The sequence below is a fragment of the Rothia sp. HMSC071B01 genome (genome assembly GCF_001808945.1).
Classification (GTDB): Bacteria; Actinomycetota; Actinomycetes; order Actinomycetales; family Micrococcaceae; genus Rothia.
The window spans coordinates 324,407-336,367 of the sequence record NZ_KV795071.1; the positions used below are offsets into that span (position 1 = coordinate 324,407).

The following is an 11,961-nucleotide window of genomic DNA, read 5'->3' on the forward strand; positions in this document are numbered from 1 at the left end:
CCCCCCCCCGAGAAAGCTACCTATCCATCAGAATCTTGGCGAGCGCATCATCCAACACCAAATCCGTAATCGCGCCGGTGCGCAGAGCCCCGCGGAGCGCCCTCGCACGGTGCACCCCCGAAGCCACGCAAATGCGCCGCGGGATACGCGCCAGCTCCATAGGCGTAGGGCCCGAGGCGCGCCGGTTCAGCTCCAAATCGGCCCACGACCCGTCCTCTCGCAACAGCACGGTGCACATGTCCCCCACGACTCCCAGCTCGCGCAGGCGGTACTGCTCCTCCGCGTCAAAATACCCGCCCGAGTACACGTGCGAGGGAATCGGGCCGCCGAACGCACCCACGCCAAAAATGGCCAGGTCCACGCTCTGCTGCACCCGCAGGCTTGCCTGCACGCTGCGCTCGCGCCACATGGCTTCCTTCGTCTCCGCATAGTCAAAGAAGGCGGGAACCGGGAAGTGCACGGTCTGCGCCTCGTAGGCGTTGGCCAGCTGCCCCAACAGAGAACCCAGGTACGGAATACCCGAGTGGTGCGCGTTGCCCGCGCCGTTGAGCTGCACGACCTTCACGCCGGTCAGGGGGCGGCGCGGCAGGTGCCGAGACACCTCGGTCATGGTGGAGCCCCAGGCCACGCCCAGGCGGGTGCCGTCGTCGATGAGCGAGTCCAGCAGGGAGGCGGCGGTGCGCGACACCTGGCTCATGCGGGCAATCGGCGTGGCGTCGGCGCGCACGTTCACCAGGGTCACGCGCACCTTGTAGCGTTCGCCGATGCGCCGCTCCAGTTCGCTGCGGGTACGGAAGGAGTCGTCCAGTCGGATCTGCACCATGCCGCTTTCTCGGGCGCTTTTGAGCAATCGCGAAACCGTGGCTCGCGAGACTCCCATGCGGCTCGCGATGGCATCCATGGTCATGTTGTGGATGTAGTAGAGCTCCGCGGCCTCGTAGGTGTGGCTAGCGCGTTCGTTCATGGGCAAAGACCCCCTGTGAAAATCCGTTCATTCTACTTGGTAATTATTTCATTATCGGGTTTTACTAAGTCAAGACGACAGGCAACGCCGCCCCGTAGCGGCTCTCGCAGAAAAGAAGAGAACAGCACATGAGCTCCCAGCACTTTGCACAGCAGTCGCAGCTGACCGCTGCATCCCGCGCCCAGGCTCTCAAGAGCATGGCCAATGAAGAACTCGACGTCCTGGTTGTGGGCGGCGGCATCACCGGCGCCGGCATCGCCCTCGACGCCGCAACCCGCGGCCTGCGCACCGGCATCGTCGAAGCCGGCGACTGGGCCGCAGGCACCAGCGCCTGGTCCTCCAAGCTCGTGCACGGCGGCCTGCGCTACCTCTACAACCTCGACTTCAAGCTCGTGACCGAGGCCCTCACCGAACGCGGCCTGCTGCTGAACAAGATTGCACCCCACCTGGTGCACGCACAGCCCTTCCTCTGGCCCCTGAAGATGCCCGTCATCGAGCGCGCCTACTCCGCCATCGGCATCGGTATGTACGACACCCTGGCGTTCCTCGGCTCGCGCGGCCACAAGGGCGTTCCCTCGCAGCGTCACTTCACCAAGGCCGGCACCAAGACCGTCTTCCCCGACATCAAGGACTCCGCCTTCACCGGCGCCATCCAGTTCTACGACGCACGCGTTGACGACGCACGCCTGGTCATCGACGTGGTCCGCACCGCCGCAGGCTACGGCGCCCTGGCCGCATCCCGCACCCAGGTCATCGGTTTCGACAAGGATGCATCCGGCCGCGTCATCGGTGCGCAGCTGGCGGACCTCGAGAGCGGCGAGCGCCTGAACGTACGCGCCAAGCACGTCATCAACGCAACCGGCGTGTGGACCGAAGAATCCGAGTCCCTGGCCAACCCCGACGGCGGCCTGGAGGTGCTCGCATCCAAGGGCATCCACATCGTGGTTCCCCGCGACCGCATCAACGCGACCAGCGGTATCTTCACCAAGACCGAAAAGTCCGTGCTCTTCATCATCCCCTGGCAGCGCTACTGGATTATCGGCACCACCGACACCCCCTACACCGAGGACCGTGAGCGCCCCGTCGCCACCAGCAAGGACATCGACTACGTGCTGATGCAGGCGAACAAGCTCATCGCCAACCCGCTGACCCGCGAGGACATCATCGGCACCTACACCGGTCTGCGCCCGCTGCTGCAGCCCAAGGTCAAGGACGGCGCCGCATCCACCAAGGTTTCCCGCGAGCACACCGTGACCGAGGTTGCCCCCGGCATGAGCGCCATTGCGGGCGGTAAGCTGACCACCTACCGCGTCATGGCTGAGGACGCCGTGAACTTCGCACTGGGTGAGCAGGCCAAGCAGAACCCCTCCGTGACCGCAAACATCGGCCTGGTCGGTGCCGACGGCTACCACGCCATCGCTGCCAACCGCGCACGCTACGCCGAGCGTTACGGCTGGGACGAGGACCGCATCACCCACCTGCTCGAGCGTTACGGCGCGCAGATTGAGGACCTCGGCGCCCTCATCGACGCTGACCCCTCCCTCGGCGCTCCCCTGGCTAAGGCACCCCAGTTCCTGCGTGCAGACGTTGTCTTCGCGGTCCGCTACGAGGGCGCCCTACACCTGGAGGACGTGCTGGTCCGCCGCGTACGCCTCGACCTCGAGCAGCGCGACCGCGGCCTGGCTGCCGCCGATGAAATCCTTGAGATTCTGCGCTCCGAGCTCGGCTGGGACGATCAGAAGGTCAAGGAAGAGCGTGACCTCTACGCCGCACGCGTGCAGGCTATCCGCGAGGCGGAATCCACTTCCACCGACGCCGAGGCTTCGGCCAAGATTGAGGCCGTCCCCGCGGTTGATCCCCGCATCAAGCTCTAATCCCTAGAGATTCCACACCCCTCGTAACCGGTTCACCCGGTACGAACCTGCCGCCCTCCCCTCACAGGGCATGGACTAGTCCAAATCCTGTGAGGGGAGGACGAAAGGTGAGGTAACCGTTACGATAATCCCCTTACTAAAACCCCAACTCAAGAAGTAGAAACCCATCAACGGGTCCGTTCCCCAGGTGCGGTCTGCTTCTTACCCCATTTTTACCAACTTGTTCGTAGCAATCCGCTACGTATATCAGCACAGCGTTGTGCCCCGACCCGTTACAACGGCAAAGGTCGCACTGGATACGGCACGCAACGGTTCGCGAGTCCTTCCGAACGCTTCACCCCTAGGAGCACCAATGTCTCTTCTTGCTTCCGCAGGAACTGTACTTGCAGCCGGTTCATCCTCCCTCGTGGATGCCTCCGGCAATCCCACCACCCTCGGAATCTTCGCATCCGAGTTCTTCGGCACCTTCATCCTGATTCTGCTCGGTGCCGGCGTATGTGCCGCTGTGACCCTGAAGAAGTCCTACGCTAAGGACGCAGGCTGGGTTGTTATCACCTTCGGTTGGGGTCTGGCAGTGTTCACCGCCGTGTACCTCTCCTTCCTCTCCGGTGCACATCTGAGCCCCGCTGTGACCGTTGGCCTGGCGACCACAGGCCGCGACCTGGCAACTGGCGTTCCCGCAACCGCAGGCAACATCGCCCTGTACATCGTCGCTCAGATGCTCGGCGCAATCGCCGGCGCGGTCGCTGCTTACCTCACCTACAAGAAGCACTTCGATGAGGACCCCGGCGACCGCCTCGGCATCTTCGCAACCGGCCCCGCCATCAAGTCCTACGGCTGGAACTTGCTCACCGAGATTATCGGCACCTTCGTCCTGATTGGCTGGATTATCGCATCCGGTAAGACCCCCGCCCAGATTGGCCCCTTGGCTGTTGCATTGGTCGTTGTTTCTATCGGCATGAGCCTCGGTGGCGCAACCGGTTACGCTATCAACCCCGCACGTGACCTCGGCCCCCGTATCGCCTACACCTTCCTGCCCATCCCCGGTAAGACCGGCTCCAACTGGTCTTACGCATGGGTTCCGGTTGTTGGCCCAATCATCGGCGCTATCCTCGCAGGCCTGATCGTTCCGGCAGTTCTGCCCCTCTAAACCTCTCTAATACCCCCGTTCTTTTGTTCTAAGGAAAAATCAATGACGACTTCTCTGCACTCCGCAACCCTCAACGTCGAGCGCAAGTACATCCTCTCCATCGACCAGGGCACCACCAGCTCCCGCGCGATCCTGTTCAACAAGGCGGGCGAGAACGTGGCTCAGGGCCAGCTCGAGCACGAGCAGATCTTCCCCAAGGCCGGCTGGGTCGAGCACAACGCAACCGAAATTTGGCAGAACGTCCGTAAGGTCGTAGCAATGGCTATGGCAAACGGCGAAGTCAACCACCACGAAATCGCTGCAGTCGGCATCACCAACCAGCGCGAAACCACCGTCGTGTGGGACAAGAACACCGGTGAGCCCGTCTACAACGCAATCGTCTGGCAGGACACCCGCACCCAGGAAATCGTTGAAGAGCTCGCAGGCGAAGAGGGCGTTGGCAAGTACCACGACATCGTCGGCCTGAACCTCTCTACCTACTTCTCCGGCCCCAAGATCAAGTGGATCCTGGACAACGTTGAAGGCGCACGCGAGCGCGCAGAACGCGGCGACCTGCTCTTCGGCAACACCGACACCTGGCTGGTCTGGAACCTGACCGGTGGTGTTGACGGCGGCGTGCACGTCACCGACGTAACCAACGCATCCCGCACCCTGCTGATGGACATCCGCACCCTCGAATGGGATCCGCAGATTGCTGCAGATATGGGTATCCCCATGAGCATGCTGCCCGAGATCAAGTCCTCCTCCGAGGTGTACGGCTTCGGTCGCGCAACCGGTCTGCTCAGCGGCACCCCCATCGCGGGTATCCTCGGCGACCAGCAGGCTGCAACCTTCGGTCAGGCTTGCTTCGAGAAGGGCATGGCGAAGAACACCTACGGTACCGGTAACTTCATGCTCATGAACACCGGCAACGAGCCCGTCTTCTCCAACAATGGTCTGCTGACCACCGTCGCATACAAGATTGGCGATGCAGCACCCGTCTACGCTCTGGAAGGCTCGGTCGCAATGAGCGGCTCCCTGATCCAGTGGCTGCGCGACAACCTGCGCATGATTGAGCACGCTGCAGAGTCTGAGGAACTGGCCACCTCCGTCAAGGACTCCGGCGGCTGCTACGTTGTTCCCGCATTCTCCGGCCTGTTCGCACCTCACTGGCGTTCCGACGCTCGCGGCGTCATCGTTGGTCTGACCCGCTACGTGAACCGTGCACACATCGTGCGTGCGGCGCTGGAAGCAACCGCATTCCAGACCCGCGAGGTTCTGGACGCAATGAACGCTGACTCCGGTGTTGAGCTCTCCGAGTTGCGCGTGGACGGCGGCATGACCGCTAACGAGTTCCTCATGCAGTTCCAGGCTGACATCCTCGGCGTTCCCGTAATCCGCCCGAAGGTTGTTGAGACCACCGCTCTGGGCGCAGCATACGCTGCAGGTATCGCTGTTGGTTTCTGGAGCGGCGAGCAGGACGTTGTGGACAACTGGGCTGAGGACAAGCGCTGGCTGCCCTCCATGGAGCCCGCAGAGGTTGACCGCCAGTACCGCCTGTGGAAGAAGGCTGTCTCCCGCACCCTCGAGTGGGTTGACGAGGACGTTCCGACCGCCTAATCACAGCACCCGTTGCCTAACGGCACGGCCCGCGTACTAGCGACGCCCCGGCTGCTTCTCCCCCGCTATGGGGTTGAAGCAGCCGGGGCTTTTCGCTGTTTTATGACGCTCAATTCAGCGTTTATTGCGGCGTAATTTCTACAAAAATTAGTGCTGGGGTACCGTTGGTTTTTGTAAATTCGGTATCTTCCGCCGGTCACCTGGCGCGGTGTTGTTCGTGAGGTGTCAGTACCGCACAGGACGCGTACGCGACATATTCATGCGCTGTCCTGACAGGAGTCGACGGTTCGCGCTGATACTTATTTACGCTCCCGTCCGCCACGGTGCTTCACGTACCGCGGCGGACGGACTTTTATCTCTTGTTACTAGGTTCTCTGCATTAACGATGAGTGGGGTTCGCTTTTCGTGTTGCAGTTCTCGCTGTAAAAATCACTGGTTTTATGCCCCTTGTTGAGATACCCGTTTACATGTTGTGTGGGGTTGATCTAACAGCGTTTGTTTGCCTTTGATGTCCACTTCAAGCGCCGTATCATAGATATATAGGCTTATTGATTCTATTCTGGTCGCCGAAGATGGCGGTTGGTTATGCATCTGGCACCTTCCGGTGGTCGTGAGAACGGAGAGAGGCTCCGTTGGAAGGAGGGAGCGGGTTTCCCGCACCGATTATGGTTGATGTCCGTCGCCGCAAGCTTGCAATTATTGCTATGAACGTTTCGGTTCTTGCAGCTGCTCTCTCCTGGCTGTTGGTGCTCTTCTCTGTCATGTATTCTCCCGCAGCTGTACCGTGGGCTCTGGGCGTTGCTATCGTACTGACTGTGATTGGCGCCTACGCGCTGTACCGCTACTACTCCAAGTACTCGCACGTGCTCCCGAACGAGGACCCGGACGCACACGATGTGCTCGGTCACGACCTGCACTCGACCCACCTGCCGCACCTTCACCACACGGAGGGCAATCCCAACGGAGCAGCTGCTAAGTAGCGTGCCTGCCATCCCCTAGACAGCATAAATGTGCCGCCTCACCGGTACCGGTGAGGCGGCACGTTTGCATTAAAATCGCGGTTCAGAGTCCGACCCTACACTCAAGATTATTTCTGGTTTGAGTCAGTGCTCCGCTGCGCTTCAGCTTCGGCTCTGGCTAGTTCTAGTCTTTTGTTCTCTTCGACGATCAGAGCGTTATATTTCCAGCCGGGGATTCGCTCAACAAGCCACCCAACCCAGAGGAGCGCAGCGGTAATGAGAGCGACAGGAATCAGGTAAATGAGGGCTCTCGGGTCCCGGGTGTGGTCTGAGCCAAGCACGGTGAGTTCCCATAGCAGAAGGACTGGTGCCGCCATGGAAGGCATCACTATAAAAAGGATGAGGGCATAGTAAATGCCCATCTTGCTACCGGGTTTACCTCTATTTATACGAGCCTGGGTAACGGCTCTCTCCAGGCGTTTGTATTCCTCTAAGGTTTCGCCGTCTAGAAGCGAATCGTTAGGGATCTTGGCCATGACGTACCGTACGGCTTCTAAATCTGAGGGCGAGCAAATAAAGATATGTCCCTGGGACGTAACGGTATATTCTTTCGCGATGTCGAGGCACGCCTGCGCGTAACGGTTATTGAGCTCTCGGCTCTCCGGGTTTTCTTTGAGTTGCCGGCGGATGTCTTTCAGATCTTCCATGTTTCTCCTTGCAATTTCAGTCGTCGTTGAACCCAACGTTGGGGCACGAGAAACACAGGTCATCCCCCACCCGGTGCGGGGTGGAGAAGCCGGAGTATTGAATTGCGGTGTATCGGTGTGTACTTCACAGAATGCCAGGTCTTCGGGCTCAATCAAAATTGGCGGGACCTCGTGAGAGGCGTAACCGGCGATGTGTATATCTCGTAGCGGTTAGTTATAGACAAAACCCGCCGCGGGTACGGTACGGAGGCGCGCCTCCCCTATGATGGTTGAAAGGGGTATTTACCCCTATACATCATCTGCAGTACACGCCCACGAGCCTACGAGGAAGAGCATGACCAAAGCGACCGATTCGCCGCAGCCGCCGGAAGCGCTCTCGCGCTGGTACACGCGCTATGCAAGCCCCGTGGGCACGCTCTACATCGCCACCCGTGCGGATGCGCTTGTCGGCATTTGGTACGAGGACCAGGCGCATTTTCCGCTCCCCCATGAGCTCGGTGAACTAATCGAGAATCCCGTCACCTACCTACGGGAGCACGGCGCTGCAGAAGGTGAAGAGCCAGCCGATGAGTATGCTGCGGCGCAGCTGCTGTCCCGCGCTGAGGTGGAGCTCTCCGAGTACTTTGAGCGCAAGCGCACTTCTTTTACGTTGCCCCTAGATCCTGAGGGCACCGATTTTCAGCTGATTGTATGGGAGCATCTGAAGACTGTTCCTGCTGGGTACACCACGACCTACGGTGATATTTCGCGAGCGGTCGGCCCCGGTGCCCCCGCGCAGGCGGTGGGTCAGGCGGTTGGCCGTAACAAAATTTCCATTATGATTCCTTGTCACCGCGTTATTGGTGCCGATGGAAGCCTCACCGGTTATGCCGGCGGTGTTGAGCGTAAACAATTCCTCCTTGATTTGGAGGAGCCGGAAGAGGTGCGGGAGGCGCGGCTCTTCTAGCGCCTGCCGGCTAGTCTTCGAAGCTCATGACGGGATAGGGTATGCATCGGATGCGTATCCCGCCCTTTTTCGTACCTGTTTTCGGTTTCGATGCTCTGCAACACGACACAAAATCGAATATAGTTGCGACTCAATCATAGAAGAGCTACTGTTTAAGTAGAACATGATTCCGAAACACTCGGATCGGCTCAGCAATCTCAGAGAGGAGAAACCGTGACCTCGCAACCTACTATTCCCGCCGACCCCCTCGAAAACGCCCCGAGCTACCCCACGTGGGTGACCGATGAGCTTCTGCGCGACTACTACGACACCGAATGGGGCATGCCCGTCACCGATGAACGAGGACTCTTCGAAGCCCTGAGCCTCGAGGCTTTTCAGGTGGGGCTCTCGTGGCGCACGATTCTTGCCCGCCGAGAGGCATTCCGCCGCGTTTTCGAGGGTTTCGACCCCGAACGCGTGGCTGCGTTCACCGACCATGATGTTGCGCGGCTCCTCCAGAATGAAGACATTATCCGTAACGAGAGGAAGATTCGCGCGGTCATCTCCAATGCACGGCTGACCCTGCGGATGCGCGAGCTTGCCGCAACGCCCCGTGACGCCTCCACGGAGGATATTCGTCTTCCCCTTATCGCGCCCTCTTCTACCCCGGCCAAAGAGGATAGCAGCGAGGCGGCAGACACTCGCCGCCGTCGGGTTCGCACCCTGAGCTTCGAGGATCTGGAACGGATGCGCGAGCGCACCCTCAGCGACGGAACACGCGTACCGGCTGGCTTGCCCGCGTGGCTGTGGTCTTTCGCGCCGAGCAATACTATCGCGCCGCATACCCTGCAGGATATTCCTACCGATACGCCCGAGTCCGCGCTCCTCGCCAAGTCTTTTAAAGCTCTGGGCGGGGTATTCCTGGGCCCGGTGACCGCGTATGCGCTCATGTGTGCGGTCGGCATGGTGGACGCTCACCTGGTGGGTTCGCATCGGCGCGGCTGTTCGGGGCTCTTTACCTAAGCCCCCTCGCCCTAAGCTCCCCTCACTCGGCGTGCTCGCGTCTAAGGGCGCAGAAAAGCCGCGCGCCACTTCGTAGAAGTAAGCACGCGGCTTTTATACGTTGAGATGTTCCGCCCTGAATTAGATCGTCACAGGGTTAGATCATCACGAAGAGGAAAATCAGCGCCAGCAGCGGCGGGGTCAGCTGAATCAGTGCCGGCTTGCGCTTTGCCGGGGAGGTGAGGAACAGGTAGACACCGGCAATCGCCATGGAGCCCAGGCCTGCGAACATGAGTGCCACACCCACCTGCGGGGAGCCGAACCAGAAAGCGAGCAGACCGGTTGCGGCGATCCAGGCGAGCATCAGGTTGTACAGGCCCTGGTTTGCCGCCATCTCCTTGGTAGACTCGGCGAATTCTTCGGTCATTCCGAAGGTTTCGCGACCCTTGGGCTTAGTCCAGAGGAAGGATTCGATGATCCAGATGTACACGTGAATAGCGATTGCTACGAAGGCAAAAACGGTGGTGACCGTTGCGAGTGCCTGCATTATTTCTCCTTAAGCAGTAGGTGTTCTATGAGGCACCTGCCCGTTCTTTATTCTGGAGCACAACCTGTGGTGATGTTCAGAATCATGCAGGAGCAAGCACAAGAAGTAATTCTACGCTTCTTCCGGGCTTATCGGAACTTCCCTGAATATGCGTAGAACCCCTCGATTCGTCGTCTGCAGAGAAAATTGCAGGGTTCTCATCGAGGGGTTTCTTACGCGGGGTTACGCCGAATCCGGTATTGGCCTTTAGCCCATCATGAGTGAGAGAGCAAAGGACCAGACGCAGACCAGGCCCAGCAGAATAGCGCTGTACTTAATGGACATGGAGGTAATCTTCGATTCCTCGCCGGCACTGTTCACAGCCGCCGCCGCAATCGCGATGGACTGCGGGGAGACAATCTTACCCATCACGCCACCGGCGGTGTTTGCAGCAACGAGCAGGGTCGGGTCAACAGCAATCTGGGCTGCGGTGGTGGACTGCAGGCCCGCGAAGAGCACGTTAGCGTTGGTCACCGAGCCGGTCACGAACACGCCAATCCAACCGATAATCGGGGACAGCAGCGGGAAGACCGGGCCTGCTGCCGCGAGCGCGAGCGCAATGGAGGTGGTCATACCGGCGTAGTTCATCACGTTTGCGACGGACATGACCAGGCAGATCATGAGGATCGGCATCTTCAGCTGGTTCCAGGTGCCGCCGAGTTCTTCGAAGGCTTCGCCCCAGCTGATCTTCGAGGTCAGAACGGTGATGATTGCAGCCACCAGAATTGCGGTACCGGAAGCACCAAGGATGTTCCAGGAGAACATCGCGGTCACGGTCTTGCCGGCACCGGTGGTGATGGCTTCGTGAATGCCGGGGATGGGGAACGCCAGGGTTGCGGCGCCGAGCAGGCCGTTGGTTGCGAAGATCGGCTTCAGTGCGGTGGACCAGAGCAGGATGGTTGCGGAGAGGAAGATGAAGGGGCTCCACGCCTTAACGATCTCAGCACCGGTGTGCTTGACGCTCTGCTGAGCCTGAGCTTCTTCGAGGCTGGGTGCGGTGGATTCGCGGTAGATGTGCTTGGGCTGCCACTTCTGCATCACGAGCGCCAGTGCTACCAGGGACAGCAGCGGCGGGATGATGTCGACCAGTTCGGGCGAGCCGAGCAGTATCAGGATAGCTGCCTGACCGCCGGAGAAGATCACGCCGGTCATGAGCGCTACGAGACCGACTTCGCGGATGCCGCGCATACCGTCCTGGATTGCGACCATCAGCAGCGGCACGAAGGCGACGAAGATCTGCAGTACCGGAACCATGCCTGCGGACAGGTGCGCGATGTCCAGGCCGCCGACCTTAGCTGCGGTGGTCACGGGAATGCCGATAGCGCCGTATGCGCCGGATGCGGCGTTGGCTACCAGCGCCAGCATGGATGCTTTGAGGGGGTTGAAACCCAGGGATACCAGCAGTGCAGCAGAGATAGCGATCGGGATGCCGAAGCCTGCCGCGCCTTCGATGAAGCCACCGAAGCAGAAGGCAATCAGCAGCACCTGGATGCGCTGATCGTTCGAGATGGAGGAGACGGAGGAGCGCACGATGTCGAAGTTACCGGCGCGTACGGCAATGCGGTAGAGCCACACCGCCATGAGCACAATCCAGCCGATGGGCCATGCACCGGAGAGGAAGCCGGAGAGGATGGAGCCGGCACCTGCGGTGATGGGCAGGCCGAAGACTGCGCAACCGATGATGAGGGTGGTGCCGAGGGTCAGCAGTGCTGATTTGAGGCCGCTGAGTTTCAGGACGGTCAGGCCCAGCAGGAAGAGGATGATGGGTACTGCTGCGACCAGTGCGGAGAGCACCGGTGAGTTCAGCGGGTCGTAGGTTTGCTGCCACATGGGGCGGGGTGTTCCTTTCGGTCTGTGCTTTAGGCGGTCGCTTCTTCCGGTACGGCGTCTGCGCTGTATGGAAGCGTTCGGGCCGCATAAAAACCGATGGGCCCGTCCTGTGTCTCGTGGACGGGTCCATCGGTGAAGCGTGATGGTCTTGAGCTGCCGGGCGTTTGGTGATTTGCCGTGGCGATATACCGTAGCGCGGCGGCGGTGAGCGGGCTCCTTCTCGCCCACTAGGTGCTCTTGACTTTATCTGTCTAAGCTAACAGGTCTCTCCTTAGACTTCAGGATAGGGTGACCTTAAGTGTGCACAAACGATACTTATGTGCATATTTACACTCCCCGGTATTTGCCCCTAACCACCCCCCCCC

The 11,961-nt window shown here is 60.2% G+C and carries 10 protein-coding genes; 6 read left to right on the forward strand and 4 right to left on the reverse strand.

Annotation, left to right across the window (positions count from 1 at the left end; translation table 11 throughout):
• Positions 1-16: 16 nt before the first annotated feature.
• Positions 17-964, reverse strand: coding sequence for a sugar-binding transcriptional regulator (locus HMPREF2527_RS04765; protein ID WP_070506783.1), 948 nt, complete (start codon positions 962-964; stop codon positions 17-19).
• Between the two features lie 128 nt (positions 965-1,092).
• On the opposite strand from HMPREF2527_RS04765, the gene HMPREF2527_RS04770 reads away from it, so the two are divergent.
• The 4 genes from HMPREF2527_RS04770 (at position 1,093) to HMPREF2527_RS04785 (ending at position 6,567) form a co-directional block, all read left to right on the forward strand.
• Positions 1,093-2,838 (forward strand): glycerol-3-phosphate dehydrogenase/oxidase, encoded by a 1,746-nt coding sequence (locus HMPREF2527_RS04770; protein WP_070506786.1) that lies wholly within the window; start codon positions 1,093-1,095, stop codon positions 2,836-2,838.
• A gap of 352 nt (positions 2,839-3,190) precedes the next feature.
• Entirely contained in the window at positions 3,191-3,988 is a 798-nt protein-coding gene (locus HMPREF2527_RS04775; RefSeq protein WP_070506788.1) for an MIP/aquaporin family protein, read from the forward strand.
• A gap of 42 nt (positions 3,989-4,030) precedes the next feature.
• Positions 4,031-5,587, forward strand: coding sequence for a glycerol kinase GlpK (gene glpK, locus HMPREF2527_RS04780; protein ID WP_049350376.1), 1,557 nt, complete (start codon positions 4,031-4,033; stop codon positions 5,585-5,587).
• A 665-nt stretch (positions 5,588-6,252) separates the two neighbouring features.
• Complete coding sequence (locus tag HMPREF2527_RS04785) at positions 6,253-6,567, forward strand: N-acyl-D-glutamate deacylase (RefSeq protein ID WP_141744446.1); 315 nt, start codon at positions 6,253-6,255, stop codon at positions 6,565-6,567.
• A 107-nt stretch (positions 6,568-6,674) separates the two neighbouring features.
• Here the strand turns inward: HMPREF2527_RS04785 and HMPREF2527_RS04790 are convergent, their stop codons facing one another.
• Positions 6,675-7,253, reverse strand: a complete 579-nt coding sequence (locus HMPREF2527_RS04790) for a hypothetical protein (RefSeq protein WP_044150609.1) — start codon at positions 7,251-7,253, stop codon at positions 6,675-6,677.
• Positions 7,254-7,587: 334 nt separating this feature from the next.
• Here HMPREF2527_RS04790 and HMPREF2527_RS04795 point away from each other — a divergent pair, with 334 nt between their 5' ends.
• Both HMPREF2527_RS04795 and HMPREF2527_RS04800 read left to right on the forward strand, forming a co-directional pair.
• Positions 7,588-8,199 (forward strand): methylated-DNA--[protein]-cysteine S-methyltransferase, encoded by a 612-nt coding sequence (locus tag HMPREF2527_RS04795; RefSeq protein ID WP_049345282.1) that lies wholly within the window; start codon positions 7,588-7,590, stop codon positions 8,197-8,199.
• Positions 8,200-8,412: 213 nt separating this feature from the next.
• Positions 8,413-9,201 carry a DNA-3-methyladenine glycosylase I gene (locus HMPREF2527_RS04800; protein ID WP_070506790.1) on the forward strand — a complete coding sequence of 263 codons (789 nt, stop codon included), beginning with the start codon at positions 8,413-8,415 and terminating at the stop codon, positions 9,199-9,201.
• Positions 9,202-9,337: 136 nt separating this feature from the next.
• Here the strand turns inward: HMPREF2527_RS04800 and HMPREF2527_RS04805 are convergent, their stop codons facing one another.
• Positions 9,338-9,727, reverse strand: a complete 390-nt coding sequence (locus HMPREF2527_RS04805) for a DUF1304 domain-containing protein (RefSeq protein ID WP_049353022.1) — start codon at positions 9,725-9,727, stop codon at positions 9,338-9,340.
• A 246-nt stretch (positions 9,728-9,973) separates the two neighbouring features.
• Positions 9,974-11,596, reverse strand: coding sequence for an L-lactate permease (locus HMPREF2527_RS04810; protein WP_070506793.1), 1,623 nt, complete (start codon positions 11,594-11,596; stop codon positions 9,974-9,976).
• Positions 11,597-11,961 lie beyond the last annotated feature (365 nt).